This window comes from Bradyrhizobium sp. 18BD, assembly GCF_054185225.1.
Map to the genome: position 1 here is coordinate 472,652 of NZ_JAVAYL010000002.1, position 26,625 is coordinate 499,276.

Sequence of the window (26,625 nt, forward strand, 5' to 3'; positions counted from 1 at the left end):
CTCACGGGGCCTGCCGGCAAGCCAAGGCTGAGGCAGGATTGCCTCCATTTCGGACAAAGGCGATTTCCTAACGAAAACTTACCCAGGCGGGCACCTCGGAATTTCATACAAAATATTGATATTACGATGCTTTTTACGAACTCGGCGACGGTACCCGAAACCACGACCAGAGGGCGTTTTCCGGCGACTGTGCCTGCCCTGCAACAGCATTTGGGCGGGAAACGTCTATAGTCCGGGCATCAGATCACACGGACTTCAGAGCGCTCGCGCCTGCTACGGACCACGTTGGGGATTTTATCATGAAGAAGATTGTACTCGCACTGACCGCGGTTGCGGCGATGACCGGTTCGGCCTCGGCGGCTGACCTGGCGGCCCGTCCGTACGTGAAGGCCCCGGTTGCTGCGCCCGTCGCCAACTGGACCGGCTTCTACATCTTCGGCGGTGGCGGCGGTGGCCTCTCCAACTCCGACCAGTCCATCCAGTCGACGGTCGGCGCGGTTCCGCTGACCATTGCCCAGCGCCAAGGTGGTTCGGGCTGGTTCGGCACCGTCGGTCTCGGCTACGACTGGCAGTTCAACAGCACCTGGGTCGCCGGCGTGTTCGCTGACGGTCAGTTCGGCAGCATCCGCTCCACGGTTCAGGATCCGCTGTTCGGCATCACCGGCAACCAGAAGCTGGAAGACTCCTGGGCCGCTGGTGTTCGCCTCGGCTGGCTGGTCGCCCCGAACGTTCTCTCCTACGTCAACGGCGGTTACTCCGGCGCTCACTTCGGCCAGACCAATTTCATGACCCTGGCTGGCGTGCCGGTCGGTGCTCACCTCGGCAGCTACAACCGCAACGGTTGGTTCGTCGGCGGCGGCGTCGAGAACAGCCTGAACATCTTCGGCATCTCCTCGCCCGGCTGGTTCATGAAGACCGAGTATCGTTCGGCCTTCTACAACGCCAAGACCCAGACCGAGCTGACCGACGTCGGCAACCTGCCGCTCGCCAACAGCGTCCGCGCCAACAGCTGGAACCAGACGATCTCGACCTCGCTGGTCTACCGCTTCAACTGGACCGGTCCGGTCGTCGCGAAGTACTGATCTGATCTGCACTCGACTTTCAGATGTCAAAGCCCCGGCAGCCGCCGGGGCTTTTTCGTTGTGAGGCCCTTGTTAGTGCGCGACGCTCGCCCTTAGCGTCCGATAGGCGCCAGCGAGCTGGGTTTCGATGGCGGCCCAGTCAGCATCAGTGATCTCCTCACCGCGCGCATCGCGATAAGCCATTGCTTCGGCCCGCGCGAGGCCGAACTGTCTGATACCGGCATGGTCTGTGCTCTTGCCATAGGTCAGCGCCGCCACGCGTGCGATGGTCAGGCCGTAGTCGCGCGGAGCCGATGCCTCCCGACGCGCCTGCCACCAGTCGAGCTCGAGGCGAGCCGCCTCCTCCGCGTCGAACGTCACGGGCGCAGCAAGCGCAAACGCCTGGTAGTATGTCACGAGGGCCGGCAGAGCCATGTCGGCCTCCAGGAGCGAGTGCGTCGGCTGGAACGTCCTGGCGGCCTCCGCCGCGCTGAGCGCGATATGCAGGCTCTGAAGCGGTGAGAAGCCGAACTGCGTCCGCGTCGATTCGTAGAGATGGTAGAACAGCGCGGCATAGCGCTTGTCGTAATAGTCGCGCCACATCGCGGTCTCCAGCCGTGCCATCCCGGCCGGATCGAACGCCCGCAGATCCGCATGACGGGGAATGACGGCATAGGCCACGACCAGCGCAACCGCAGCCGCAGCCGCGCTCCCCAGGACGGTCTTGCGCATGGACATGCGTCCTCCCGGCGGCCCTGCATCCGGAGCCATTGTATCCGAACCGAAGCTACGGCTAGTCTGGCCATAAGTTCTCGTGGTCGCGGCAATCTTTGATGCCGGGGCGCGACAGAGGCAGACCGATGGGGAGGAACGCATGCGCAGATTTCTGCTGATCGCAGGCCTGTTTGCCCTCGCCGTCGGACTGCTCTGGATCGGACAGGGCACGGGTATCGTCGCCTGGCCGCGATCGAGCTTCATGGTCAACCAGTTGCAATGGGCCGGCTATGGCGCCGCCATGGCCGGCTTCGGGCTGGTGCTGATCTGGCAGAGCAACCAATAGAAGAAACCAGGAAGTGCAAGCATGACATCCAACCGGTTCGATCTCCGCGGCAAGGTCGCGATCGTCACAGGAGGCAATGGCGGCATCGGTCTCGGGCTGGCGCACGGCCTCGCCGACGCCGGCGCCGATATCGCCGTGGTCGGACGCAACGAAACCAAGTCGGCCGCCGCCGTCGCCGATCTGAAGGCGCGCGGCGTCAAGGCGATTTCCGTCACCACCGACGTCACCGACAAGGCCGCGGTCGCGGCCATGATCGACCGCGTGGTGAAGGAGCTCGGCCGGATCGACATCCTCATCAACAACGCCGGCATGAGCATCCGCAAGCCGCCGCACGAGCTCGAGCTCGACGAGTGGAACAAGGTGATCGACACCAATCTCACCAGCGCCTTCGTCTGCTCGAAGCTGGCCTATCCGGCGCTGAAGGCGTCCGGCAACGGCAAGGTGATCAACATCGGATCGATGATGTCGATCTTCGGTGCGAGCTTCGCGACGGCCTATGCGGCGAGCAAGGGCGGCATCGTGCAGTACACGCGCGCCTGCGCCAATGCGTGGGCGCCCGACAACATCCAGGTCAACGCCATCCTGCCGGGCTGGATCGACACCGACCTCACCCGCGGCGCGCGGAAACAGGTGTCGGGCCTGCACGAGCGCGTGCTGGCGCGCACGCCGGCGGGACGCTGGGGCGACATCGACGATTTCGCCGGCATCGCGGTGTTTCTCGCCTCGCCCGCCTCGAACTTCGTCACGGGCACCGCGATCCCCGTCGACGGCGGGTTCTCGGTGATGGCGTAGGGCGCCTCTCCGCGCATGAAAAAAGCCCCGGCCTGCGCCGGGGCTTTTGAGTTTTGGCAGTGATCGTTTCTTGTCGCTTGCTTGGTCGTTCGTTGACGCACTCAGTAGCGGGCAATGACCGGCGCGTCGAACTTGTAGCTCGCGCGGACGACGGCCCACTGGATGTCGCGTGGCTTGGCATCGAAGGTGTAGTTCCCCGAGGTGCCGCCGAGCTGATAGGTCTGGCCGCCGAAGGCCGCGTAATTGTATTCGAGGCCGACGATCCAGTTGCGGGTGATGCCGTATTCCCAGCCGGCGCCGACGGTCCAGCCGTTGGCCCAGTGGGTCTGACCGCCCGAGCCCGTCGCCGGAGCAACGGTGTCGCTGACGTTGAGACGGTTGTTGACGCCGGCATAGCCGCCCTTGATGTAGAACAGATTGTTCTGCACGGCGAAGCCGGCGCGGCCGACGACGGTCGCCAGCACGTTCGCACGCCAGGTGAAGATGTCGTCACCGGCACCGAACACGGTGTTGACGACCGTGCCCTTGTTGTCGAGGCCGGAGATGGTGCCTTCCATGCCGAACACGTAATTGTTGGCCTGCCAGTTGTAGCCGATCTGGGCGCCGCCCATGATGCCCGAGCCGCGCTGGCGATAGCCCTGGCCCGGAAGAAGATCGCCGAACGGAGCGCCCGTGCCGTTGTTGATGAACTGTTCATTGGTCCATGCGCCACCGATATGGCCGCCGACATAGAAGCCGGTCCAGTTGAACAGCGGCTCGACGTAAGCGGGCGCCTTCGTGTAGCGCGCGCCGAGATCGGCGGCGGAGGCAGCACCCGTCGAAACCAGAGCGGTCGTGCAAGCGAAGGCGGCAATCAATTTGTTACGCATGGTACATCCCGTGTCCTTTGATGGGTGCACGCTCACACGCAGTTCTTACTCAAATTTGAATGAAGAAAGTTAAGACGCCGGATTGGCTTATTGCAGCCTTGAATCCGTTGGCGCTGTTGCGCGCACGCAACGCGCCGCGCGCCACTTAACGCCGCATTATCCCTACCGAAGTGCTGAACTACGAGCTTTGCGCGGCCTTCGCATGCACGTGCTCGGGCCGCACGCCGAGCGCAAGCAGGCGCGCCGGAATGCCCTGCAGCCACGGCAGCGCGGTGATGAGGCGCAGGACCAGCGGCACCTTCAGCGGCCGCTCGCCGCCCTGCAAGGCGCCGCTGATGATGTTGTTCTGCACCACCACTTGCATGGCCTGCGTCATCTTCACCGGGAATTCGCGGCGGCGGCGCACGGCATCGAGCTCGGCCTCGGATGGGCAGCCGTGCGCAAGCTTGTCGGCGAGCAGGTTCGCAGTCGCGACCGCATCCTGCACGGCGAGATTGACGCCGACGCCGCCGACCGGCGACATCGCATGCGCGGCGTCGCCGATGCAGAGCAATCCGGGCTGCGTCCAGCGCGGCATGCGATTGATCGCGACGGTCAGAAGCTTGACGTCGTCAAAACTCTTCACGTCGGCAATGCCGCTCCGGAGTACCGGCGCCATCCGCGCGACCTCGTCGAGCAGCGCCTGCAAGCCCCTCGCCTTCACCGCCTCATACTGTCCCTTGGCGATGACATAGGCGCATTGCCAATAGTCGCCGCGATCGAAGGTGACCATCATCTTGCCCGGCTCGATGCGCGCGAACAGGTTCTCGGTCTCGTCCGCCTTGCGGCCGACGCGGAACCAGAGCACGTCCATCGGCGCGCCAATCTCCTCGACCGCGAGACCCGCGCGCTCGCGCACGGTCGGATGGCGGCCGTCGCAGGCAATGGTGAGATCGGCCTCGATGGCGACGATGCCGTCCGGCATCCTTGCCCGAACGCCGGCGATGGTCTCGCCGCGGCGGATCAGGTCGACGGCCTCCGTGTTCATCATCACCTTCAACGACGCAAAGCGCTGGCCGGCCTCGCGCAGGAAATTCAGAAAATCCCATTGCGGCATGAAGGCGATGAACGGGTATTTGGTATGGAGCCGACTCAGATCCGCGATCCGCACCGGCGTGCCGCCGAACAGGCCGTCCATCTTCTGCAGGCGCTGATGCGGCAGCTTCAGGAACCCGTCGATCAGGCCGAGCTCGTCCATCACCTCGAGCGTCGAGGGATGCACGGTATCGCCGCGAAAGTCGCGGAAAAAATCCGCATGCTTCTCCAGGACCACGACATCGATGCCGGCGCGGCCCAGGAGGTAGCCGAGCATCATGCCGGCAGGCCCGCCGCCGACGACGCAGCACCGGACTTTCACGGAGGATGCCGCCGAAGATTGTGACGTATCGGGTTTCACGGCCGGATCCTTGTTTACGACTTAAGTTTTCTGTGCAGTGCAGCAAGCAGGATTCATTTGCAGCAGTTGTGAATGGCCGTTAGCGTCGCAGCAGACTTCGCTTGATTTCAGGGAAATCGCGGTGCGGACGATCCTCATACTGCTCGGCGTCTGGCTACTGATCAACGTGCTTTTCGTCGTGATCATGATCCCGCCGCGCAAGCCGCGGAAGCTAAGTCCGCGGCAGACGGGAACGCTTGCGCCGGTTCCGATCGACCAGAACGGCTATCCGTTCGAGGAGCAGGAGAAGCTGCTGCTGCGCCACGTCATCATCTCGATTGCGATGGGCGCGTTCTTCTCGCTGGCGCCGCCCCTGATCGAAGCTGTCGATTCCATCAAGCGCATGATCAGGAAGCGCCGCGAGTAGCGTGCGCGGCGCGCCTTGCCGGCAGCTCAATTGTTGCTGCGATTCGCCGTGCGAAAGCTCTTGATCTCCGACACGCTGCCGTCGCGATAGGTCAGCTCCACCGAAATGAACTGCGTGGCCGGGTTGAGCTTCATGTAGAGCGGCATGCCGGCACTGATCGCGCTGGGATCACGCATGTCGCAGCCCGGCATCTTCAGCACCTGGTTGGGCACGGCGCTGTCGATCCCGATCCGCACCTCACGGATGGCGCAGCGATACGAGACCAGATGGGTGTAGTAGACCAGCAGCCCGTTGAACTCGCGGAACGACAGCCAGCTCGTCGCGGTCATGTCGAGGATCTTGCGCTGGTCGCGGATCAGCGCGGCCTCGGGATCGAACTTGATCGGGAACGGCCCCTGCATGTCGCCGGCCTGGTCGACATAGCGGACCTCGATGGTGCCGGCCTGCGCATCCGGCGGCAGCTCGATCGACGGGTTCGGCATCCGCTTGCGCGTGCGCGGATCGAGCGTGTCGATGAAGCCGGTTTCGCGGAAATCGCCGCTGCCGGCCATGCGCCAGGAGATGCCGAGCGTCGGGTCGGCGAAGGAGAACACCACGCTCCAGCCACCATTATGGCGGGAGAAGCTGGCGATCGGCGCATTGGCGGTTTCCTCCTTCGGCACGCGCGGCACGGAGACCGGCGGCAGCGCCGCGAGCTTCTGCGGCGGCGGCAGATCGGCGGGACGCGCGGCGGCATCCTTCGCGGTGCCGCTGAGGAAGACGTCGTCGACCATCTGGTCGAAATAGACCGGCACCTGCCGGTGCTTGACGGTGTCGGCCATCTCGCTGACGAGACGGCGGGTGCGCTGCGCCACCTGCACGAGGTTCTCGCCGGGCTGCAGCAGCTCCTTGGCGAACGTGCGCGTGAACACCGAATTGGGATTGGCATCGTCGTTGGAGAGACGATCGAGCGCGGTCTGGCGGGGACCGGCCGAGAACACCGAGAACACGCCCTCGGGCAGTTGCACCATCGGCGCGAGCCCGCCGCCGCCCGCGACCGCGCGGGTGCCTGATCGTTCGAACGGATTGTTGCGGCAGGCATCGAACACCAGGATGGAGGTCCGCGCCTTCTTGTTCTGGAGGCGCTCGACGATGCGGTCGGCCAGGATCGAGGCGTCGCGCACCAGCTCTTCCTGCCCTTCGGTCGCCGCCGGCACGTCGGTCGGCAACAGATAGTTCTGGCCCGCGATCTCGAAGCCGTGGCCGGCGTAGAAGAAGAACGCGGTGTCGCCGGGCTCGATCGCCCGGTCGAACGCGAGCAGCGTCTCGGAGAATTGCTGGCGGTTCTGGTTCTCGGCGACCATCACCGAGAAGCCGAGCTGCTTCAGCGTGTCGCCCATGGTGCGGGCATCGTTGACGGCCTTCAGCAGCTTCGGGACGTTCCTGTAGTCGTTATTGCCCACGACGAGCGCGACGCGCTTTTCGGCATGGGCAGGAAGCGCGAGGCCGCTCAGGCCCGCAACGAGGCCAAGAGCCGCCAGAATTCTGAAAAGCCGACGCGTCATCGTAAAAATCCCGTTGCAGAAAGGCGCTCCGCCAGTCCTCTCGAACCGGGGTTCATGGAACCCGCTGCCGCTGATGTGATAGTCGGCCCAGCCATACCGACGGTTCAAGGCCGAAACGTCCGGTTCCATTGTCAGGCCTATGGCAGATTCCCTCGGAATCTGCTTCTTCTAGGGCCATTGCGCTGCAAGCGGGGGCTGCCGTGTATCGCTGGTGTACCGACGAAGTCGAACCTCACGACCGCTTCGACTATTGGCGTGAGGTCCGCTCCAAGGGCCTGTTCGGTGTCACTGCCGAGCTCGAACGCGAACGGCGCGGCGACTTCTATGGTGAATTCTCGCTGCGCCAGCTCGCCGGCGGCGGCCTCGTCGAGCTGAAGGCCTCGCACTACACGGTCGAGCGCAGCACTTCCGACATCGCCTACGCGCCCGGCGACGCCATCTGCGTCTACCAGCAGCTCGGCAGCGGCGGCTGGTTCGGCGGCATGCGCGCCAGCGACTTCGCGATCGCCAATGGCAGCTTCGCCACCAGCCATACCGACCTGCCTTATCGCACCGCGCCGCTCGGCTCCGGCGGCTTCCACCTGCGGATCCTGAAAATCCCCGTCAGCGCCCTCCCCACCCAGGACAAGCGGGTGCGCGAGCTTGTGCCCCGGACGTTCGACGATCCCACCCTGGCGCCCCTGCTCAGCGCCTGCTTTGCTGACCTCGGCGAGGCCGCCGCGGCGGAGGACGGGGTCACGGACGCGACCTCCCTGGTCCAGGCCCTGGCCCATCTGGCCCTGATCGAGCGCGGCATCCTGCGGCCCGGCAGCCGGCGCGGACAGGGGGCGCTGCGGACCGCCCGCCTCTCGCAGGCGCGGCGCCTGATCGCGCGCCATCTCCAGAACCCGGATTTGGCGCCGACGATGGTGGCCGACCAGCTCGCCGTCTCCGTGCGTCACCTGCACATGCTGTTCGAGACCGCCGAGAAGAGCTTCTCACAGACCGTGACGGACGAGCGGCTGAAGCAGAGCCGCCGCCTGATGCGCGAGGCGCCGGACCGGCTTATCGCCGACATCGCGACCTCCTGCGGCTTCGAGAGCCTGGCGACCTATTACCGGGTCTTCAACGCCGCCTACGGCATGGCCCCCGGCGACTTCCGGGCCCGGGGGTCCGAGGGGCGCTGACGGGGGAATTCGGCTAGATCTTCCCCTGGATCGCGAGGTAGTCAACTCTTCCCGCCGAAAGGTCCCGCAGCGACTTGGCGGAATCCCATTCGCCAAGCTGCTCGGCAGCATAGGCAGAAATTGATCCGGATTTCCGCATCAAGTCATTGCCCGCATTGCTTGCCGCGCCGGCCGCCAGCGCACGCTTCCCGAAACTGAACGCTGACGCGGAATCGTTTCGCTTGAGGTAGATGTGCGCCGAATTGTTGAACGCCCACGCCCGACGCTGGTCGTCTTTCTGCGCAACGTCAGCGAACAAGCGGTACGCGTTGGCGCGCGCAAGCGGATTCTTTTCCGCCGTGGCCCTCGCGAGGAGATCGTCCGGCTGGACGTTCAGCGCCGCCAGCACACCCTGGGTCGTTCGAACCGTCACATCATTCGGGTCACCCGGGAGCGAGGGAACGGCGGCATGCAAGGACGCGTAAAGCGTGACGAGGCCGTCGACATTTCCGGTCTTGGCGGCGAATTTCCGTTGCATCTCGCGATGTAACTCATCGCGATAGTCGTCTAGATAATCCATGAATTCGTCCGATCCGACCAGGTGAAGATGCCCCTCACCGGTCGATCGAGACGCATTCGCCGTGGAGTACATGCGCTCCGACGCGATCCATTTCGGCACTGTTCCGTCGCCGTCGTCGCACAGCTTCGTGTCGATCGTCGCTGCCTCGTTCAAGGTCGCCGGCTGGTTGATCGTCACCTCGCAAATGGTCTTGCGACGCATTCCCGAAAGCCAGACCACATCGAACTTCTGCTCGGGCCGGTAGTGGCTGATGCCGCAGGCGAAATCACGGGCGGAGCTCAACAGCTTGGGCAATTGCTTATCCACGAAATCAGCCCGATTGATCGACGGATCGATCGTCCTGGGCCAGCCAAGCAGCTTCCACGTGCTGGGTTCGAACAGGTCGATCTGCGAGGACGTGGTGCCGTTCGTCGCTTTGACAAAAACTTGCGATGGCCATTTGGGGTCGGCGAAGCATTTGTTCGTGTTGACGATCGGCAGCAATTCATAGGCGCTTGGGAAGGTTGCGCCAAAGGCGTTCAGCGACTTCGAGAAGGTCGTCGCATCTGCGTATCCGAGGACCGCATTGAACGTGCTGTCGTCGCGATCAACGAAAAGCGAATAATTGTCGGCGAACGCAGTGATCGCCTTCGGCGCTCCATAGTGCGGCGTTCCCACGAAGATGATGCGCTTGATCTTCGCCCAATTGGCAAACGTTTCCCCAGACGCGCATCCCGACGATTCGTAGATGTCCTTCAGCCACGACTTGACGACCAGTCCGCCCATGCTGTGCGCAATGATGACCAGAGGCCGCGTCGCGAACTCGGCCTTGTTGTCACACATCCATGCTGCAAACTTCGTCGCGCTCTTGCCATTTGGCTGGCGCCAATCGTAGCCGAACTTGCGTACGCTGTTGCCGGCGGAAAGATCCAGGAACGAGAGCTTGGCAACGGCTCTTCCGTAGACGTCGAATGCGTTGTTGAAGACGTAGTAATCCTCCAACGGCTCAGCGGCGACCTTGTCCGCTTCGTCATACAGAAGCAGCTTGTTGGGCTTCGAGAAGACTCCGTCCGCGCGCCCCCAGATCACGGCTGTCTTGCCATCCGGCAGCGTCTTGGTCAGACGCGACCCCATGATCCCCGGGACAAAGATAAACAGTGGAAAGGTTTCAGCGGCGGCCGCTTGCATGACCGATTTTTGCGGGGCCGGCAGTTGCTCGATGGCGGCCCGAATCTCGCTCCCCGAGGGGAGAGGGCGAAGGCCGACCGAATCGGCACCGGCACCGTGCCCTGACGCCAGCATCGCGGCTACGAAGAGCGGACCACGGATGAACTTGAGCAGCCTCATGTTCGTCTCCCCCGCTCCATAATATCCGAAATGCCGGCGCCGCTTCAACGATGGCTGCGAGTTTAACCAGCCTCAACCCGGAGGCGAAGTTGGGAGGTGGAACAATTCCGCGCGAGGGCGCCCTGGCTCCGGGGCCCTGGATCACCGGCGACTTGCCCCAGACCGGGCGAAAAAGCCCCGCCACGCCCGTGATTTGGGCAAAAACCTCAGGGTTTTTAGGGTCTTCCCGCGCCTGCTCCATTGACTTTGGCCAATTCCCGCCTATGTTCCGGGTCGACGCGGCTCAGATCGAAGAGCGATTCCTGAGCCTTGCGCTTTGTTCGCGTGAGTCAGCACCCCCAGCTTCTTTGAGAGCGCGCCGTTTCGGGGTGGAACGCGACAGCCTTATTACCCTCGATTCCGAACGGCGGTTTCGACCAGAGGCTCAATGTCCTTTTCAGATCTCGGACTGTCCGAAAAAGTCCTCGCCGCAGTGGCGGCCACCGGTTACACCAACCCCACCCCCATTCAGGAACAGGCGATCCCCCACGTCCTCGCACGCAAGGACGTGCTCGGCATCGCCCAGACCGGCACCGGCAAGACCGCAGCCTTCGTGCTGCCGATGCTCACCATCCTCGAAAAGGGTCGCGCCCGGGCGCGCATGCCGCGCACGCTGATCCTCGAGCCGACCCGCGAGCTCGCGGCGCAGGTGAAGGAAAACTTCGACCGCTACGGCGCCGGCCAAAAACTCAACGTCGCCCTCCTGATCGGAGGCGTCTCCTTCGGCGACCAGGATGCCAAGCTGATGCGCGGCGTCGACGTGCTGATCGCCACCCCGGGCCGCCTGCTCGACCACACCGAGCGCGGCGGCCTCTTGCTCACCGGCGTGGAGCTGCTCGTCATCGACGAAGCCGACCGCATGCTGGACATGGGCTTCATTCCCGACATCGAGCGCATCTGCAAGCTCGTCCCCTTCACGCGGCAGACCCTGTTCTTCACCGCGACCATGCCCCCGGAAATCCGGCGCATCACCGAAGCCTTCCTGCACAACCCGCAGAAGGTCGAAGTCTCCCGCCCCGCCACCACCGCCGTCACCGTGACGCAGGCCCAGGTGCCCGCCGGACGCGAGGCGCACGAGAAGCGTGAGCTGCTCCGCCGCCTGCTGCGCGAGGCCAAGGATCTCAAGAACGCGATCATCTTCTGCAATCGCAAGCGCGAGGTCGCGATCGTTCACAAGTCACTTCAGAAGCACGGCTTCAGCGTCGGCGCCCTGCATGGCGACATGGACCAGCCGGCCCGCATGGCGGCGCTGGACCAGTTCCGCAAGGGTGAGCTCCCGCTCCTCGTCGCCTCCGACGTCGCCGCCCGCGGCCTCGACATTCCCGAGGTCAGCCACGTCTTCAATTTCGACGTTCCCCACCACGCCGACGACTATGTCCACCGCATCGGCCGCACCGGTCGCGCCGGCCGGACCGGCACCGCGATCTCGATCGTGACGCCGCTCGACCAGAAGTCGATGGTGGCGATCGAAAAGCTGATCGGCCAGAGCATTCCGCGCGCCGAAGGCGACTACGAAGTCCATGCTGAGGCCGGCGATGCAGCCGAGCGTCCGCGCGAGCAGCGCGGCCGTGAGCGCTCCCGCGGCGGACGCGGCAAGCCGCCGCGCGGCCGCGACCGTGAGCGCAGCCACGAGCCGCGCGAAACGCGTGGCGAGGCAAGGCATTCTTCCGAGGCCCGGCACTCCTCCGAAGCAAGACAGCCCGCTGAGGCGCGGCATCGCTCCGAAGAGAAGCACGCAGGCGAGTCGCGCCGCGGCGGCGCGCGCCAGCAGACCAACAATTCGCATGTCCCTTCGATCGGCCGTCCCGAGCCGCGCCGCCAGCGCGAGGTCGATACCGAGCCGGGCGATCATTCGCACCTGCCGGCATTCCTGCTCCGGCCCGTGCGTTCGTCTCCCGCCGGCGCCTGATGCTGCGAGGTGCCTCGGCTCGGTTGAGCGGAGGCGACCCACACTTTTTATGATACATTGGCGACCGTATATTTACTGGCCGTTCACGAACGTCCGTTAGCCTGCGAACATAATTTAAGCATTGCTGCGATCGACGGCGCGTCGATCGTTGTGGGGTATGTTCCGTGGTCAAGGTCCTCGACGAACACGAACGCACGATGGCGTTCGCCGAAGTTGCACTCGGCCAGATCCGATCGCTCCGTCAGACTGCAATTCCCCGCAATTACGAGATCTGGTACGTCTACGCCACCGGCTACAACGCGCCGCTCAACAAGATCATCAACGAGACGCTGGCGCGTCACGGCAAGCTGACCGAAGGCGATCTCGAGCAGATCTACGAGACCTATCTCTCCCACATCAAGACCACCGACCGCATCGACAAGGTCGGCGCACGCGTCATCGGCGAGATCGACGACGTGATGAAGGTGCTCGGCGAAGCGCTCGGCATGACCGGCGCCTACGATGCGAGCCTGTCGGGCGCGACCGCGAAACTGTCGTCCGCCAAGAGCCGCGACCAGATCAAGTCGATCGTCGAGACGCTGCTGCGCTCCACCAGCGAGATGCGCGAGACCAACAAGGCGCTGGAAGACCGCCTGACGCTGTCCAAGAACGAGATCAGCAATCTGCAGCAGAGCCTCGAGGCGATCCGCGCCGAGAGCCTGACCGATCCGCTCACGGGCCTCGGCAACCGCAAATATTTCGATCGCATGATCGGCACGGCCGTGCAGAGCGCGCTGGCCTCGGGCGAGCCGCTGTCGCTGCTGCTGTTCGACATCGACCACTTCAAGTCGTTCAACGATTCCTACGGCCATCTCACCGGCGACCAGGTGCTGCGGCTCGTCGGCCTGTCCTTGAAGCAGACCATCAAGGGCCAGGACATCACCGCGCGCTATGGCGGCGAGGAGTTTGCGGTCGTGCTGCCCAACACCGCACTGCGCCAGGCCCTCACGGTGGCCGATCACATCCGCCGCGCCGTGATGGCGAAGGAATTGAAGAAGAAGTCCACCGGCGAGATCCTCGGCCGCGTCACCATCTCCGTCGGCGTCTCCATGCTCAAGCCGGGCGACGACACCGACGCGCTGATCGAGCGCGCCGATGCCTGCCTCTACGCCGCCAAACGCAACGGCCGCAACCGCGTGATCTGTGAGGCCGACCCGGAATTCGCGATCGAGTCGCACGGGCGGGTGGCGTAGCTTTTCACCGACTGCCGTAAGGTGGCAAAGGCGCGTAGCGCCGTGCCCACGGCAATGCTTCCGACAGGTCGATGTCGTTGGCGGGCACGCTCCGCCTTCGCTCTGCGAGCTACGGCGGACGAGCCGCTTTGCCCACCCTACGGCACCGTCGCTTGACATTCTTCCGTGGCGAACGACATCTGACGCGACAACATTGGCCGCCTGCACCCGAGCCCGCAAAGGACTTGTCGCCGTGCCCAATCCCCATGACTTTCACACGCCGCAACCGTCCTACAGCAAGGACGATCTGCTGAGATCGAGCGAAGGCGGCTATTTCGGCCCGGGCAACGCGCAATTGCCAGCCCCGCCGATGCTGATGATGGATCGCATCACCGAGATCAGCCTGGACGGCGGCGCGTTCGGCAAGGGCCATATCGTCGGCGAGCTCGACATCGTACCGGGGCACTGGTTCTTCGATTGCCACTTTCGCGGTGACGCGATGATGCCCGGAAGCCTCGGCCTTGATGCGATGTGGCAGATGATCGGCTACTGGTTGGGCTGGTCGGGCTCACCCGGCAAAGGCCGCGCCATCGGTGTCGGCGAAGTCGAGGCCACGGGATTTGTCACGCCGGAGACGCGCTGCGTGCGCTACGAGGTCTCCATGCGCATGGTCCGCCGCGGCAAGCTGGTGCTCGGAATTGCCGACGGGCGTGTGCTGGCGGACGGTGTCTGCGTCTTCACCGCGAAGGATCTGCGGGTCGGCCTGACCAAGGCCGCGGATTGAGGTCCCGTAGGGTGGGCAAACGCGCGTAGCGCCGTGCCCACGATCTCGGCATGATTATTTCGAACGGTGGGCACGCTTCGCTTTGCCCACCCTACGCACCGTTGTCTTGATTGCGTTCTTGGCTGCCTTCTTCGCAACAGACTTCTTCGGCGCAACTTTCTTCGCAGGCTTCGCCGCCCTCTTCCCCTTCGGGCCCTTCTTCACCTTGGCGCGCTGGGCGGCGGCAAGCGCTGCCCTCGCCCATTGCGCAAGCTCCTGGGAATCGTCGAACAGGCGTGCCGGCAGCTCCCAGTAGGAGTTCACCAGCACCGTCTTGGCACGGGTCGAATACTGAAACGGCTTTGAGCCTTCAGCCTCGAAGTCCGGAATGGTCACCTCGTCGGCGCGGAAGAACAGGCCGGCCCGCAGGGACAGCGCGAAATTGATGCCGTCGGCGGAGATGCCGTAGCCGGAAAACATCTTTCGGATGGTGACGGGGCCGAAATCGGCGAACAGGTCGATCAGGAATTCGCGGTCCATACGCGCGCTCTCTCCTGCCCCGGACGCAGCGCAGCGTGAAACGGTGCGCTGCTGAGCCGGGGCCCAGTCCTTCTACGACTAAAAGTATAGCGTGGGTCCCGGCTCTGCGCAGCAGCGCAAGTGCACCGCAGCGCGTCCGGGACACGAGAGCGGAACGTTGGGCGGCCTACCCGTCGATCTTGGCCGGGCGCAGCTCGACCGACTCGCCGCAGCCGCAGGCGGAGATCTGGTTGGGGTTGTTGAACACGAACTGGGCCTGCATCTTGTCGGCCTTATAGTCCATCTCGGTGCCGAGCAGGAACAGCACGGCCTTGGGGTCGACCAGGATCTTGACGCCCTTGTCCTCGACGACCTCGTCGGTCGGGCGGATCTCGTGGGCGTATTCGACGGTGTAGGACTGGCCGGCGCAGCCACCGTTCTTCACCCCGACGCGCAGGCCGACGATCTCGGAGTCGGCGCGCTGGGTCAGCTCGGTAATGCGCTGGGCAGCGGCGTCCGTCAGCCGCATCACCTGCGGGCGCGGGCGCCGCGGCTTGGGAGTGGATGCTGGGGTCGAGCCTGACGAAATCTGGGTCATGTCAGTGATGTGGTCCGTTGGGATGCGAATTCAATATCGAGGTTACGCGTCACCACATGTTGAGGACGAGGCGGGCCTCGTCGCTCATGCGCTCCGGCGACCAGGCCGGCTCCCAGACGACCTTGACGTCGACCACGCCGACGCCGGGAACACTGGCGACCGCGTTCTCGACCATGGTCGGCAGTTCGCCGGCGGCCGGGCAGTTCGGCGTCGTCAGCGTCATCTGGACGTCGACCGAGCGGTCGTCCTTGATCTCAACCTTGTAGATCAGGCCGAGCTCGTAGATGTCGGCCGGGATTTCCGGGTCAAATACGGTCTTGAGGCCCGCAATGATCTCGGTGGTCAGACGCTCGGTCTCCTCCGGCGGCAGCGCCGAGAGGGTCTCCATCGGATTGGCTTTGATTTCGGCCGTGTCACTCATGCGAACAAATCCCGCGCCTTGAGCAGCGCCTGTGCCAGATGATCGACTTCTTCCCGCGTATTATACATGCCGAACGAGGCGCGGCAGGTGGCGGTCACATTGAACCGCTCTAAAAGCGGCATCACGCAATGGGTGCCGGCGCGGACCGCGATGCCCTGACGGTCGATCACGGTGGCGACGTCGTGGGCATGCGCGCCCTTGAGCTCGAAAGAGATCACCGGGCCCTTGCCCCGCGCCGTGCCAATCAGCCGCAGCGAGTTGATCTCGCGCAGCTTCTCCTGCGCATAGGCGGTGAGATCGGCCTCGTGCGCGGCGATGCGCTCCTTGCCGATCGAATTGACGTAGTCGATGGCGGCGCCAAGCCCCACGGCCTCGACGATCGCGGGCGTGCCCGCCTCGAACTTGTGCGGCGGATCGCCATAGGTGACGATCTCGCGCGAGACCTCGCGGATCATCTCGCCGCCGCCGTTATAGGGGCGCATCGCGACGAGGTGGTCGTACTTGGCCCAGAGCACGCCGATGCCGGTCGGACCGTACACCTTGTGCCCGGTGAAGACGTAGAAATCGCAGCCGATGTCCTGGACGTCGACCGGCAGATGCACGGCGCCCTGGCTGCCGTCCACCAGCACGGGAATGCCGCGGGCGTGGGCGATCTTCACGACGTCCTTGACCGGCACGATGGTGCCGAGCGCGTTCGACATCTGCGTGATCGCGACCAGCTTGGTCTTCGACGTCAGCAGCTTCTCGAACTCGTCGATGAGGAAATTGCCCTCGTCGTCGACCGGCGCCCACTTGATCACGGCGCCCTGGCGTTCCCTGAGGAAATGCCACGGCACGATGTTGGAGTGGTGCTCCATGATCGAGATGACGATCTCGTCGCCTTCCCCGATGTTCGGCCCGCCCCAGGACGAGGCGACCAGGTTGATCGCCTCCGTCGCGTTGCGGGTGAAGATCACTTCCTCAGGTCGCTCAGCATTGATGAACTGCGCCACCTTGGTGCGGCCGCCCTCATAGGCTTCGGTCGCAGCGTTCGCGAGGTAGTGCAGGCCGCGATGGACGTTGGCGTATTCGCTCGTATAGGCCTGCGTCATGCGGTCGAGTACGGCGCTCGGCTTCTGCGCTGAGGCGGCGTTGTCGAGATAGACCAGCGGCTTGCCATAGACCTGCATGGCGAGCGCCGGAAAGTCCTGGCGCACCCGCGCAACGTCATAGGCACCGTTCTTGACTGCGGGATGCGTGCTCATGACCGGCGCTCCAGCCAGCGCTCGGCAATGCCGATCACGTGCTCGCGCAGATTATCATCGGCGATCTGCTCGATCGCTTCGCCGACGAAAGCCTGGATCAGCAGCGCCTGGGCCTGCTTCTCCGGCAGGCCGCGCGCCTTCAGGTAGAACAACAGGCTGTCGTCCAGCGCGCCGGCGGTGGCGCCGTGGCCGCAGGAAACGTCGTCAGCGAAGATCTCGAGCTCGGGCTTGTTGTCGGCCTCGGCTTCGTCCGAGAGCAGCAGCGCGCGGGTCATCATCTTGCCGTCGGTCTTCTGCGCATCGGGACGGACGATGATGCGGCCCTGGAAGACGGAATGGGCGCGGTCGTCGATCACCGCGCGGAACACTTCGCGGCTGACGCAGTTCGGCACGGCGTGGTCGACCACCAGCGTGGTGTCGCCATGCTCGGTCTTCTGCAGCAAATTGACGCCGTTGGCCGAGAGCTCGCTGCCCTCGCCCGCCAGCGTGATGAAACCCTGCAGGCGGCTGACGGCCGCACCCGTGGTCATGTTGAAGAAGTTGAGCTTCACATTGGCGCCGACGGTGACGAAGTGCGACGAGACGTTCATGGCGTCAGGTGCATCGTCCATCAGACGGATATGCGCGACGTCGGCATCGTCGCCGACCGTGACGATCACGGCGTCGTTGACCTGATAGGCCTTGGCGCCGGCCGCAACGAAGGTCTCGACGATGGTGACGCGAGCGCCCTTCCCGATCGCGACCTGCGAACGGGAGAAGGCCGACGCCGAAGCGGCGGTCGCGATGTGGATGATCTGGATCGGTGCGGAGAGCTGCGCGCCGTCGGCGATCGATAGCACCACGCCATCGGTCGCCATCGCCGCGTTGAGCGAGATCACCGCGTCGGTGGACGCGGTCTTCAGCAGGCCGGCATCCTTCTCCAGCGTATCACGAAGGGTCTTGAAGCCCGCTTCAGAGGCGAGCGCCTTGACATCGGAGAGATCGGCCGCGAACACGCCGTCGACCAGCACCAGCTTGCGGGCGCCTTCGATCGCATGCGCCTTCACCGCGTCCGCGGCGCGCTTCAGCGCGGCCGCATCGGGCGCGGCTGCCAGCGGCAGCACCTCGCCGACCAGCGCGCGGAGGTCGGTGTATTTCCATTCCTCGATCCGGCGATGCGGCAGTCCGAGACGCTCGTACGTCTCGAACGCCTCGCGGCGCACCGCGATCACATCAGGCGAACCCGGCAGGCGGCCTTCGGCGCTGGCGAAGAGATCGCTCACCGCGCGGCCGGTTCCGGTCTTTGCCACAGCAACGTTCATCGCAAAATTCCTTACGCGGCATCCTCGAACTGGGCGTAGCCGGACTCTTCCAGCTCCAGCGCCAATTCCTTGCCGCCGCTCTTCACGACACGGCCCTTCGACATCACGTGCACGAAGTCGGGCACGATGTAGTTCAGGAGCCGCTGATAGTGGGTGATGACGACCATCGCGCGCTTGGGCGAATGCAGTGCATTGACGCCGTCGGCCGCGATGCGCAGCGCGTCGATGTCGAGGCCCGAATCCATCTCGTCGAGGATGCACAGGCTCGGCTCGAACAGCGCCATCTGCAGCACCTCGTTGCGCTTCTTCTCGCCGCCGGAGAAGCCGACATTGACGCCGCGCTTGAGCATGTCCTGCGGAATGTTGAGCGACTTCGAGACCTCGCGGACCTTCTTCAGGAAGTCCGGCGTCGAATATTCGCTCTCGCCGCGGGCCTTGCGCTGCGCGTTGAGCGCAGTGCGCAGGAAGGTCATGGTGGCAACGCCGGGAATCTCGACCGGATACTGGAACGCCAGGAACACGCCCTTGGCGGCACGCTCCTCGGGCGCCATCTCCAGGAGGTCCTCGCCCTTGAACAGGATCTGGCCGTCGGTGACCTCATAGCCGGGCTTGCCGGCGATGACGTGGGAGAGCGTCGACTTGCCGGACCCGTTCGGCCCCATGATCGCGTGGATCTCGCCTTCGTTCACGGTCAGCGTCAGCCCGTGGAGGATCTCACGCTCCTCGACACGAACCTTCAGGTCTTTCACTTCAAGCAAAGCCATCTTGGTATCCAGTCTATTCAATTGATGTTGGAGCGCCGAAGCGCGCCGCGAGGGTCGGCGATCAGCCGACCGACCCTTCAAGCGAGATCGAGATCAGCTTCTGCGCTTCCACCGCGAATTCCATCGGCAGTTGCTGCAGCACGTCCTTGACGAAGCCGTTGACGACGAGGCCAACCGCCTCTTCCTGGCTGAGGCCGCGCTGGATGCAGTAGAACAGCACGTCCTCGGAGATCTTCGATGTCGTCGCCTCGTGCTCGAACGTCGCCGAGGAGTTCTTCGCCTCGATGTACGGCACAGTGTGCGCGCCGCATTTGTCGCCGATCAACAAGGAATCGCAGGCGGTGAAGTTGCGCGCGCCGGTCGCTTTGCGATGCGCGGTGACGAGACCGCGATAGGTGTTCTGCGACTTGCCGGCGGCGATGCCCTTGGAGATGATGCGGCTCGACGTGTTCTTGCCGAGATGGATCATCTTGGTGCCCGAATCGACCTGCTGGAAGCCGTTCGAGATCGCGATCGAGTAGAACTCGCCGCTCGAATTATCACCACGCAGGATGCAGCTCGGGTATTTCCAGGTGATCGCCGAACCTGTTTCAACCTGGGTCCAGGAGATCTTGGAACGGTCGCCGCGGCAGTCACCACGCTTGGTGACGAAATTGTAGATGCCGCCCTTGCCTTCCGAGTTGCCCGGATACCAGTTCTGCACCGTCGAATATTTGATCTCGGCATCGTCATGCGCGACGAGCTCGACCACGGCGGCGTGCAGCTGGTTCTCGTCGCGCTGCGGTGCGGTGCAGCCCTCGAGATAGGAGACGTAGGAGCCCTTGTCGGCGATGATCAGCGTGCGCTCGAACTGGCCGGTGTTGCGCTCGTTGATGCGGAAATAGGTCGACAGCTCCATCGGGCAACGCACGCCCGGCGGCACGTAGACGAACGAGCCGTCGGAGAACACCGCCGAGTTCAGCGTCGCGTAGAAATTATCCGAGGTCGGAACCACCGAGCCGAGATACTTCTGAACCAGTTCAGGGTGCTCGCGGATGGCTTCCGAGATCGGCATGAAGATCACTCCGGCCTTCTTCAGCTCCGCCTTGAAGGTGGTCGCAACCGAAACCGAATCGAACACCGCATCGACCGCGATCTTGCGGCGCGCGGGGTCTTCCTCGCCGGGCTTCGGCTCGATGCCTTCGAGCATGGCGACTTCCCGCAGGGGAATGCCGAGCTTCTCGTAGGTCTTCAGAATCTCCGGATCGATCTCGTCGAGCGAGGTCACCGTCTTCTTCGGCTTCGGTGCCGCGTAGTAGTAGAGATCCTGGAAGTCGATCTTGGGATAATCGACGCGCGCCCAAGTCGGCTCGGACATGGTCAGCCAGCGCCGATAGGCTTCCAGCCGCCACTGGAGCATCCAGGCGGGCTCGTTCTTTTTCTGTGAGATGAACTTTACGATCTCTTCCGATAGCCCCTTGGGAGCCTTCTCGGTGTCGATCAGGGTCTCAAACCCATAACGATATTGGTCGACGTCGATGCGCTTCACGCGCTCGACCGTCTCTTGTACGGCTGGCATTCCATCCTCCGCTCGCGGTTTCAAGGACCGCGGTGGATCAAACTCGGACGATTATTACGATGTTTTTCTGCGGAAAGCACTGGCTTAGAACGGTTCAAGCCGTGTTTCGTCGCTTACGCTCTAAGTAGGGTATTACCGAGCTTTCGCCAAGCCTCTAACGCCCTATTGATGTCATCTGGTTTCGTGGACCAGCCCAGACTGAGACGCACCGCTCCTTGGGCCACGGCCGGGTCGAACCCCATCGCCGAGAGCACGTGGGAGGGCTGGACCTTCCCTGAGGAACAGGCCGAGCCGGACGACACCGCCACGCCTTCGAGGTCGAAGCCGATCACGGCGGTCTCGGCCTTCAGGCCCGGCGCCGTGAACAGGATGGTATTCGGCAACCTCTTCACGTCGCTTGCGAAGATCGTCGCCCCGGCACTGGCGCCGATACCATTTTCCAAGCGATCTCTGAAGGTTGCCATCCGCTCCGCATCCTCCGGCAGAGCCTGGAGCGAGGCTTTCACCGCCGCCCCGAAGCCGGCGATGCCCGCGACATTCTCGGTTCCCGCGCGCCGGTTCAGCTCCTGACCGCCGCCCCGCAGCACCGGTTCCAGTCCAGCGATCCCCTCCGCTACCACCAGGGCGCCGATGCCCTTGGGCCCGCCGATCTTGTGCGCAGAAAAGGTCGCGAGGTCGGCGCCTACCTCGTTAATATTGAACGCAATTTTGCCAAGCGCCTGAATCGCGTCGACGTGCAGGAGGCCGCCGGCCTCGTGGACGATCCGCGCGGCCTCAGTGACCGGTTGGAGTGCGCCCGTCTCGTTGTTGGCGACCATGATCGAGACCAGCGCCGGCGGGCCGTCGGCGAGCAGCGCCTGGAGGTGATCGAGGTCGAGTACGCCGGAACGGCTGACGTGGATGTGCTCGATTCTCTCCGCCGGGAACCGGCCGCCCGCCAGGACCGAGGCATGCTCGATCGCCGAGACCAGCAGCCGCTCGACGGGACCTCCGGACGGCCCCTTCAGGCCAGGCGACAGCGCCAGCGCATTGGCCTCGGTTCCGGCGGAGGTGAAGACGACGTTCCGCGATAGCGCGCCTACGGCCGCGGCAAGCGTGGCGCGGGCCTCCTCGACCAGCCGCCGCGCCTCCCGCCCCTCGGCATGGACCGAGGACGGATTGCCGATCAGCTCCCACGCGGCCAGCATCGCAGCCCGGGCTTCGGCGCGGAGCGGTGTGGTCGCATTCCAGTCGAGATAAACGCGGCTCGGCATCGACTACTATATTACCTTACGTCATTGGGGCGTTGCGCCCGCATCGCGTTCGACCGACATGGGCCGCCGCCGCGCACTTGGCAACCGCGATTCCGAATCCGGTGCCGGCGATGACGCGGCCATGACAGGCTAACGTCTTGAGCCCATTGGCCGATGTTCAAGATGCTTGCTTTTTGCCCCTGCGCCCATGTTAGAACGCGGGCCGTCAAGTCACCGCGCGCCTTTTGCGCATCACCGCGAGGCGCACGCCTTCTCACCCTTCCATTCGCGCTTTCGTCGGCATCGCTGTCGATGAGGCCACAATCGGTTGATTGCCAAGGATCCTCGCTCCAGCACATCAATCAAGAGATCATCGATGCCTGAAGTTATTTTCGCCGGCCCCGCTGGCCGTCTCGAAGGCCGCTATCACCCGGCCAAGCAGAAGAACGCGCCGATCGCGATGATCCTGCATCCGCATCCGCAGTTTCACGGCACGATGAATCATCAGATCGTGTACCAGTGCTACTACGCCTTCGCACATCGCGGCTTCTCGGTGCTGCGCTTCAATTTCCGCGGCGTCGGCCGCAGCCAGGGCTCGTTCGATCACGGCACCGGCGAATTGTCGGATGCGGCGGCAGCGCTCGACTGGGCGCAGACCATCAATCCCGAAGCGCGCGCCTGCTGGGTTGCCGGCTTCTCCTTCGGCGCCTGGATCGGCATGCAGCTCCTGATGCGCCGTCCCGAGGTCGAGGGCTTCATCTCGATCGCGCCGCCGGCCAACCTCTACGACTTCTCGTTCCTCGCGCCCTGCCCGTCATCGGGCCTGATCGTGCACGGCGAGAAGGACGCGGTGGTGCCGCCGAAGGACGTCAACACGCTGGTCGAGAAGCTGAAGACGCAGAAGGGCATCGTGATCGACCAGCAGGTCATCCCCGGCGCCAACCACTTCTTCGACGCCAAGCTCGAGCCGCTGATGGAGACCATCACGGCCTATCTGGACATGCGCCTCGCCAACGTGCGCTGAGGATTTGTACCAGAGGTCGTGTAGCCCGGATGAAGCGAAGCGAAATCCGGGAAACTCCATCGGCCGAAAGAAGACCCCGGATTGCGCTTCGCTTCATCCGGGCTACGGGCACCCGGCTCAGGCCAGCTTGAGCGCGACGATCCCCATCAGCACCAGCGCGATGCCCGCAAGCTTCGTCGCGCTCAAGGTCTCGCCGAACAGCACCACGCCCATGACGAAGGTGCCGGCCGCGCCAATGCCAGTCCACACCGAATAGGCGACGCCGACCTCGAGCACCTTCAGGGCACGCCCGAGCAGGAACACGAAGGCCGCGAGCAGCACGAGCGAAACGATGCTCCAGCCGACGCGCGTGTAGCCTTCCGCATATTTCATCGAGATCGCCCAGCCGACATCGAGCGCACCGGCGATCGCCAGCATCAGCCAGGCCATGGATTGCGACATCGGCGCGCGCTCAGGCCGCGAGCTTGAGCAGATGCGCGTCGTGCCTGACGAGGAACGCGCGCAGCAATTGCGGATAGTCGGCGCCGACCGCGGTGCGCACGCTCGGACGTTGCGCGAGCTCGGCGCGCCAGGCGCGGACCTTCGGCACCTCGCGGAAGATGCCGTGATCGGTCAGCCCGTCGAACAGGTCGAAATAGCGGAACACCGGCGCGAACACGGCATCGACGAGGCTGAACGCATCGCCGGCGAAATAAGGCCCGGCGCCGAGAGCCGCTTCCACGCGCGCGAACTTTGCGACCAACGCCTGGCGCTTGCTTTCGAACATCGCCGGATCGGTCGTGGTTTCCAGGCCCCAGAGATCGCCGAGGATTGCGGAACCAAACTCCATCCAGGCGCGGTGCTCGGCGCGCTTCAACGCATCCGCCGGATGCAGCTTGAGGCCTGCTTGCGTCTCCTCGATGTACTCGCAAATCACGTTGCTCTCGAACAGAGCGACCTCGCCCTGCTCCGTCGTCACCACCAGCACCGGCACCTTGCCGAGCGGCGACAGTTTCAGAAACCAGTCGGGCTTGTTGGCGAGATCGATGTCGATCCGCTCGAACGGAACGCCCTTCTCCTTCAGCGCGATCACTGCGCGCTGCACGTACGGGCAAAGCTTGTGGCTGATCAGTTTCAGTGAAGCGGTCGTTTCAAGCGAAGTCGTCATGGCCATGATCCCGGCGGTTCGATGCAACTGCATCCAAGATAGATGCAGTTGCATATATCCGTCAAGATCAATGCAGCTGCATCAACCTGGGCTGATGCAGAACCCTCAGGGCCGCGCGATCACCCCGCCCGTCATCGGCATCGGCACGCCCGTGGTGGCGGGATAGGACAATGGCAGACCCTTCAGGCCGCGGGCGGCGAGGAAGCCGAAGGCCTGCGCCTCGATGGCATCAGAGGCCCAGCCGAGGATCTCGGCGGCCTCGACGGTGGCAGAGCCGACCCGCTCCCGCAGCATCCGCAGCATCGTGAGATTGCGGGCGCCGCCGCCGCAGATGATCCAGCTCCGCGGCCGTCGCGGCAGCAGCGGGATGACGCGGGCGATCGCGGCCGCGGTGAAGGCGGTCAGCGTCGCCGCGCCGTCGGCGGGCTGGACGTCGCCGAGTTTCAAGGCGGCAAAGTCGTTGCGGTCGAGAGATTTCGGCGGCGGAGCTGCGAAGAACGGCAATTCCAGCGCTCGCGCGATCCAGGCCTCGTCGGCCTTGCCGAGCGCCGCGAACTTTCCTTCCGCATCAAACGCCTGGTTCATGGTGCGGTACATGAAATCGTCGAGCAGCGCATTGCCCGGCCCGGTGTCGCAGGCGATCAGCGTGTCGTTGCCGTCGATATACGTGATGTTAGAGACGCCGCCGATATTGACCACGACGATCGGCCCTTCGCGCTCCAGCGAATTGGCGAGCGCCCGGTGGTAGACCGGGACGAAGGGCGCGCCCTGCCCGCCCGCCTCGACGTCGGCGGCACGGAAATCATACATGACGGGAATATGGATCGCTCTCGCTAGCGCCGCCGCATCGCCGATCTGGACCGTCAGCCGCCGCTCGGGCCGGTGCAGCACCGTCTGGCCGTGGAAGCCGACGATGTCGATATCCTCCGGCTTCATCCGGTTCTGGGCGACGAAGGCGGCGACCGCCTCGGCATGGGCGCGCGTCACCGCCCGCTCGGCCTCGGCCAGAACGCCCGGCCGGGCATCGCGTTGCGTCAGGTTCACCGCCTCGCTCAGCGCCTGGCGCAGCAGATTGCGCTCCGCCGGGCTATAGGGGCGGTAACCGGAGGGCCCGAACGCCTTCACCTGCTTTCCGTCGGTTTCGATCAGCGCGACATCTACCCCGTCCAGCGAGGTGCCGCTCATCAAACCGAGTGCCGTCAACATCATGGATCAGCGTCCTCAAACTCCCCCTCCGGCATGCCGATCTTGTGCCAGAGGGACACATCTTATAATGCCACAGCGCCAAGTGGCGGGCAGCAATCGAGTTCCCACGGAAGACCCTTAAATTGCTCCCAAAACAGTAAACCAAGAATTGTCAGGCACGCCGACAGATGACTGCATTTAAATCGGATTTCCTCAACACCCTGCAGGAACGTGGATTCATCCACCAGTGCTCCGATTTCGAGGGGCTGGACGCCCTCGCCGCCAAGGGCGAGGCGATCGCCTATGTGGGCTACGATTGCACCGCCCGCTCGCTGCACATCGGCAACTATCTGACCATGATGATGCTGCACTGGCTCCAGCAGTCCGGCAACAAGCCGATCACGCTGATGGGCGGCGGCACCACCATGGTGGGTGACCCCTCCGGCAAGGACGAGACGCGCGCGATGCGCACCGTTGCCGAGATCGAGGCCAACAAGGAATCGATCCGCGGCGTGTTCGCAAAGGTGCTGCGCTATGGCGATGCCAAGAGCGACGCCATCATGCTCGACAATGCGGAGTGGCTGACCAAGCTGAACTGGATCGAGATGCTGCGCGACGTCGGCCGGCATTTCTCGGTCAACCGCATGCTGACCATGGACTCCGTGCGCCTGCGCCTCGAGCGCGAGCAGGAGATGAGCTTCATCGAGTTCAACTACATGGTCTGCCAGGCCTACGACTTCGTCGAGCTCGCCAAGCGCACCGGCTGCCATCTGCAGATGGGCGGCTCGGACCAGTGGGGCAACATCATCATGGGCGTCGATCTCGGCCGCCGCATGGGCACGCATCAACTGTTCGCGCTGACGACACCGCTGCTGACGACCGCGTCGGGCGCCAAGATGGGCAAGACCGCGCAAGGCGCGGTGTGGCTCAACGCCGACCAGTTCTCTCCCTATGACTTCTGGCAATACTGGCGCAACACCGAGGACGCCGACGTCGGCAAGTTCCTGAAGCTGTTCACGACGCTGCCGATGGCCGAGATCAAGAAGCTCGAAGCACTCGGCGGCTCGGAGATCAACGAAGCCAAGAAGGTGCTCGCCACCGAAGCGACCGCGCTGCTGCACGGCCGCGACGCCGCGAACGAGGCGGCCGAAACCGCGCGCCGCACGTTCGAGGAAGGCGCGCTGGCGGAGAGTCTCCCGACCGTGGAAATTCCGCGCGGCGAGCTGGATGCCGGCCTCGGCGTGCTCAACGCCTTCGTCAAGGCGGGCCTCGTTGCCTCCAACGGCGAGGCGCGGCGCCAGATCAAGGGCGGCGGCCTGCGCGTCAACGACGAGCCCGTCACCGACGAGAAGATGGCGCTGTCCGCGGGCCATCTGACGCCCGAGGGCGTGATCAAGCTGTCCTTCGGCAAGAAGAAGCACATCCTCATCAAGCCTGCATAGGCGTATGAGCTTTTCGCTGCTTGTCAGGGCGCGTCGAAGCGCGCTCCCTG

Annotated in this window: 26 protein-coding genes; 10 read left to right on the forward strand and 16 right to left on the reverse strand. The window is 64.3% G+C overall.

The window, feature by feature from the left end:
* Positions 1–299 precede the first annotated feature (299 nt).
* On the forward strand, positions 300–1,082 hold the full coding sequence (locus tag RAD16_RS05540) for an outer membrane protein (RefSeq protein ID WP_458156857.1): 783 nt from the start codon (positions 300–302) through the stop codon (positions 1,080–1,082).
* A gap of 72 nt (positions 1,083–1,154) precedes the next feature.
* Here the strand turns inward: RAD16_RS05540 and RAD16_RS05545 are convergent, their stop codons facing one another.
* Positions 1,155–1,793: a hypothetical protein gene (locus tag RAD16_RS05545; protein ID WP_458156858.1), complete on the reverse strand. Its 639-nt coding sequence runs from the start codon at positions 1,791–1,793 to the stop codon at positions 1,155–1,157.
* Positions 1,794–1,935: 142 nt separating this feature from the next.
* Between RAD16_RS05545 and RAD16_RS05550 the strand changes: the two genes are divergently transcribed.
* Complete coding sequence (locus RAD16_RS05550) at positions 1,936–2,121, forward strand: hypothetical protein (RefSeq protein WP_458156859.1); 186 nt, start codon at positions 1,936–1,938, stop codon at positions 2,119–2,121.
* Positions 2,122–2,142: 21 nt separating this feature from the next.
* Positions 2,143–2,913, forward strand: a complete 771-nt coding sequence (locus RAD16_RS05555; protein WP_458156860.1) for an SDR family NAD(P)-dependent oxidoreductase — start codon at positions 2,143–2,145, stop codon at positions 2,911–2,913.
* 101 nt (positions 2,914–3,014) lie between these two features.
* Here the strand turns inward: RAD16_RS05555 and RAD16_RS05560 are convergent, their stop codons facing one another.
* Complete coding sequence (locus RAD16_RS05560) at positions 3,015–3,782, reverse strand: outer membrane protein (protein WP_458156861.1); 768 nt, start codon at positions 3,780–3,782, stop codon at positions 3,015–3,017.
* 178 nt (positions 3,783–3,960) lie between these two features.
* Entirely contained in the window at positions 3,961–5,217 is a 1,257-nt protein-coding gene (locus tag RAD16_RS05565; protein WP_458156862.1) for an FAD-dependent oxidoreductase, read from the reverse strand.
* A 121-nt stretch (positions 5,218–5,338) separates the two neighbouring features.
* Here RAD16_RS05565 and RAD16_RS05570 point away from each other — a divergent pair, with 121 nt between their 5' ends.
* Positions 5,339–5,623: a hypothetical protein gene (locus tag RAD16_RS05570; RefSeq protein ID WP_458156863.1), complete on the forward strand. Its 285-nt coding sequence runs from the start codon at positions 5,339–5,341 to the stop codon at positions 5,621–5,623.
* A gap of 26 nt (positions 5,624–5,649) precedes the next feature.
* Here RAD16_RS05570 and RAD16_RS05575 read toward each other — a convergent pair whose 3' ends face one another.
* On the reverse strand, positions 5,650–7,167 hold the full coding sequence (locus tag RAD16_RS05575; protein ID WP_458156864.1) for a caspase family protein: 1,518 nt from the start codon (positions 7,165–7,167) through the stop codon (positions 5,650–5,652).
* 200 nt (positions 7,168–7,367) lie between these two features.
* Here RAD16_RS05575 and RAD16_RS05580 point away from each other — a divergent pair, with 200 nt between their 5' ends.
* Positions 7,368–8,333 carry a helix-turn-helix transcriptional regulator gene (locus RAD16_RS05580; protein ID WP_458156865.1) on the forward strand — a complete coding sequence of 322 codons (966 nt, stop codon included), beginning with the start codon at positions 7,368–7,370 and terminating at the stop codon, positions 8,331–8,333.
* A 13-nt stretch (positions 8,334–8,346) separates the two neighbouring features.
* Here RAD16_RS05580 and RAD16_RS05585 read toward each other — a convergent pair whose 3' ends face one another.
* On the reverse strand, positions 8,347–10,218 hold the full coding sequence (locus tag RAD16_RS05585; RefSeq protein ID WP_458156866.1) for an esterase/lipase family protein: 1,872 nt from the start codon (positions 10,216–10,218) through the stop codon (positions 8,347–8,349).
* A gap of 427 nt (positions 10,219–10,645) precedes the next feature.
* Here RAD16_RS05585 and RAD16_RS05590 point away from each other — a divergent pair, with 427 nt between their 5' ends.
* From RAD16_RS05590 to fabA, 3 genes are all read left to right on the forward strand, one after another.
* Complete coding sequence (locus tag RAD16_RS05590) at positions 10,646–12,166, forward strand: DEAD/DEAH box helicase (protein ID WP_458156867.1); 1,521 nt, start codon at positions 10,646–10,648, stop codon at positions 12,164–12,166.
* Positions 12,167–12,330: 164 nt separating this feature from the next.
* Positions 12,331–13,398 carry a GGDEF domain-containing protein gene (locus RAD16_RS05595; RefSeq protein ID WP_458156868.1) on the forward strand — a complete coding sequence of 356 codons (1,068 nt, stop codon included), beginning with the start codon at positions 12,331–12,333 and terminating at the stop codon, positions 13,396–13,398.
* 232 nt (positions 13,399–13,630) lie between these two features.
* Positions 13,631–14,161: a bifunctional 3-hydroxydecanoyl-ACP dehydratase/trans-2-decenoyl-ACP isomerase gene (gene fabA / locus RAD16_RS05600; RefSeq protein WP_458156869.1), complete on the forward strand. Its 531-nt coding sequence runs from the start codon at positions 13,631–13,633 to the stop codon at positions 14,159–14,161.
* Between the two features lie 54 nt (positions 14,162–14,215).
* On the opposite strand, the gene RAD16_RS05605 is transcribed toward fabA, so the two are convergent.
* The 8 genes from RAD16_RS05605 to RAD16_RS05640 form a co-directional block, all read right to left on the reverse strand.
* The gene (locus tag RAD16_RS05605) at positions 14,216–14,680 is read right to left on the reverse strand and encodes a TfoX/Sxy family protein (RefSeq protein ID WP_458156870.1); all 465 of its coding nucleotides are present in this window, start codon (positions 14,678–14,680) and stop codon (positions 14,216–14,218) included.
* Between the two features lie 166 nt (positions 14,681–14,846).
* On the reverse strand, positions 14,847–15,257 hold the full coding sequence (locus RAD16_RS05610) for a HesB/IscA family protein (protein ID WP_194476088.1): 411 nt from the start codon (positions 15,255–15,257) through the stop codon (positions 14,847–14,849).
* Positions 15,258–15,306: 49 nt separating this feature from the next.
* Positions 15,307–15,678, reverse strand: coding sequence for an SUF system Fe-S cluster assembly protein (locus tag RAD16_RS05615; RefSeq protein WP_458156871.1), 372 nt, complete (start codon positions 15,676–15,678; stop codon positions 15,307–15,309).
* Positions 15,675–16,922, reverse strand: a complete 1,248-nt coding sequence (locus RAD16_RS05620; protein ID WP_458156872.1) for a cysteine desulfurase — start codon at positions 16,920–16,922, stop codon at positions 15,675–15,677. The genes RAD16_RS05615 and RAD16_RS05620 overlap by 4 nt, the downstream gene beginning before the upstream one ends.
* Positions 16,919–18,223 (reverse strand): Fe-S cluster assembly protein SufD, encoded by a 1,305-nt coding sequence (sufD, locus tag RAD16_RS05625; protein WP_458156873.1) that lies wholly within the window; start codon positions 18,221–18,223, stop codon positions 16,919–16,921. The genes RAD16_RS05620 and sufD overlap by 4 nt, the downstream gene beginning before the upstream one ends.
* Before the next feature lie 11 nt (positions 18,224–18,234).
* Positions 18,235–18,987, reverse strand: coding sequence for a Fe-S cluster assembly ATPase SufC (gene sufC / locus RAD16_RS05630; protein ID WP_458156874.1), 753 nt, complete (start codon positions 18,985–18,987; stop codon positions 18,235–18,237).
* Between the two features lie 61 nt (positions 18,988–19,048).
* Positions 19,049–20,545: a Fe-S cluster assembly protein SufB gene (gene sufB / locus RAD16_RS05635; protein WP_458156875.1), complete on the reverse strand. Its 1,497-nt coding sequence runs from the start codon at positions 20,543–20,545 to the stop codon at positions 19,049–19,051.
* A 113-nt stretch (positions 20,546–20,658) separates the two neighbouring features.
* Positions 20,659–21,798: a cysteine desulfurase family protein gene (locus RAD16_RS05640; protein ID WP_458156876.1), complete on the reverse strand. Its 1,140-nt coding sequence runs from the start codon at positions 21,796–21,798 to the stop codon at positions 20,659–20,661.
* 355 nt (positions 21,799–22,153) lie between these two features.
* On the opposite strand from RAD16_RS05640, the gene RAD16_RS05645 reads away from it, so the two are divergent.
* Positions 22,154–22,801 (forward strand): alpha/beta hydrolase, encoded by a 648-nt coding sequence (locus RAD16_RS05645; protein WP_008143006.1) that lies wholly within the window; start codon positions 22,154–22,156, stop codon positions 22,799–22,801.
* Positions 22,802–22,918: 117 nt separating this feature from the next.
* Here the strand turns inward: RAD16_RS05645 and RAD16_RS05650 are convergent, their stop codons facing one another.
* From RAD16_RS05650 to RAD16_RS05660, 3 genes are all read right to left on the reverse strand, one after another.
* A complete protein-coding gene (locus tag RAD16_RS05650; protein WP_458156877.1) occupies positions 22,919–23,242 on the reverse strand; it encodes a DMT family transporter in 324 nt (107 codons plus the stop codon).
* A gap of 10 nt (positions 23,243–23,252) precedes the next feature.
* Positions 23,253–23,948, reverse strand: coding sequence for a glutathione S-transferase family protein (locus RAD16_RS05655; protein WP_458156878.1), 696 nt, complete (start codon positions 23,946–23,948; stop codon positions 23,253–23,255).
* Positions 23,949–24,053: 105 nt separating this feature from the next.
* Positions 24,054–25,157, reverse strand: coding sequence for an anhydro-N-acetylmuramic acid kinase (locus RAD16_RS05660; RefSeq protein WP_458156879.1), 1,104 nt, complete (start codon positions 25,155–25,157; stop codon positions 24,054–24,056).
* Between the two features lie 164 nt (positions 25,158–25,321).
* Between RAD16_RS05660 and tyrS the strand changes: the two genes are divergently transcribed.
* Complete coding sequence (gene tyrS / locus RAD16_RS05665) at positions 25,322–26,575, forward strand: tyrosine--tRNA ligase (RefSeq protein ID WP_458156880.1); 1,254 nt, start codon at positions 25,322–25,324, stop codon at positions 26,573–26,575.
* The last annotated feature ends 50 nt before the right edge of the window (positions 26,576–26,625 follow it).

Excerpts from the sequence above, each read along its gene's own strand:
- RAD16_RS05540 (WP_458156857.1), top strand. The coding sequence starts at position 300 with ATGAAGAAGATTGTACTCGCACTGACCGCGGTTGCGGCGATGACCGGT.
- RAD16_RS05545 (WP_458156858.1), bottom strand. The coding sequence starts at position 1,793 with ATGCGCAAGACCGTCCTGGGGAGCGCGGCTGCGGCTGCGGTTGCGCTG.
- RAD16_RS05550 (WP_458156859.1), top strand. The coding sequence starts at position 1,936 with ATGCGCAGATTTCTGCTGATCGCAGGCCTGTTTGCCCTCGCCGTCGGA.
- RAD16_RS05555 (WP_458156860.1), top strand. The coding sequence starts at position 2,143 with ATGACATCCAACCGGTTCGATCTCCGCGGCAAGGTCGCGATCGTCACA.
- RAD16_RS05560 (WP_458156861.1), bottom strand. The coding sequence starts at position 3,782 with ATGCGTAACAAATTGATTGCCGCCTTCGCTTGCACGACCGCTCTGGTT.
- RAD16_RS05575 (WP_458156864.1), bottom strand. The coding sequence starts at position 7,167 with ATGACGCGTCGGCTTTTCAGAATTCTGGCGGCTCTTGGCCTCGTTGCG.
- RAD16_RS05585 (WP_458156866.1), bottom strand. The coding sequence starts at position 10,218 with ATGAGGCTGCTCAAGTTCATCCGTGGTCCGCTCTTCGTAGCCGCGATG.
- RAD16_RS05590 (WP_458156867.1), top strand. The coding sequence starts at position 10,646 with ATGTCCTTTTCAGATCTCGGACTGTCCGAAAAAGTCCTCGCCGCAGTG.
- RAD16_RS05605 (WP_458156870.1), bottom strand. The coding sequence starts at position 14,680 with ATGGACCGCGAATTCCTGATCGACCTGTTCGCCGATTTCGGCCCCGTC.
- RAD16_RS05610 (WP_194476088.1), bottom strand. The coding sequence starts at position 15,257 with ATGACCCAGATTTCGTCAGGCTCGACCCCAGCATCCACTCCCAAGCCG.
- RAD16_RS05615 (WP_458156871.1), bottom strand. The coding sequence starts at position 15,678 with ATGAGTGACACGGCCGAAATCAAAGCCAATCCGATGGAGACCCTCTCG.
- RAD16_RS05620 (WP_458156872.1), bottom strand. The coding sequence starts at position 16,922 with ATGAGCACGCATCCCGCAGTCAAGAACGGTGCCTATGACGTTGCGCGG.
- sufD (WP_458156873.1), bottom strand. The coding sequence starts at position 18,223 with ATGAACGTTGCTGTGGCAAAGACCGGAACCGGCCGCGCGGTGAGCGAT.
- sufC (WP_458156874.1), bottom strand. The coding sequence starts at position 18,987 with ATGGCTTTGCTTGAAGTGAAAGACCTGAAGGTTCGTGTCGAGGAGCGT.
- sufB (WP_458156875.1), bottom strand. The coding sequence starts at position 20,545 with ATGCCAGCCGTACAAGAGACGGTCGAGCGCGTGAAGCGCATCGACGTC.
- RAD16_RS05640 (WP_458156876.1), bottom strand. The coding sequence starts at position 21,798 with ATGCCGAGCCGCGTTTATCTCGACTGGAATGCGACCACACCGCTCCGC.
- RAD16_RS05645 (WP_008143006.1), top strand. The coding sequence starts at position 22,154 with ATGCCTGAAGTTATTTTCGCCGGCCCCGCTGGCCGTCTCGAAGGCCGC.
- RAD16_RS05650 (WP_458156877.1), bottom strand. The coding sequence starts at position 23,242 with ATGTCGCAATCCATGGCCTGGCTGATGCTGGCGATCGCCGGTGCGCTC.
- RAD16_RS05655 (WP_458156878.1), bottom strand. The coding sequence starts at position 23,948 with ATGACGACTTCGCTTGAAACGACCGCTTCACTGAAACTGATCAGCCAC.
- RAD16_RS05660 (WP_458156879.1), bottom strand. The coding sequence starts at position 25,157 with ATGATGTTGACGGCACTCGGTTTGATGAGCGGCACCTCGCTGGACGGG.
- tyrS (WP_458156880.1), top strand. The coding sequence starts at position 25,322 with ATGACTGCATTTAAATCGGATTTCCTCAACACCCTGCAGGAACGTGGA.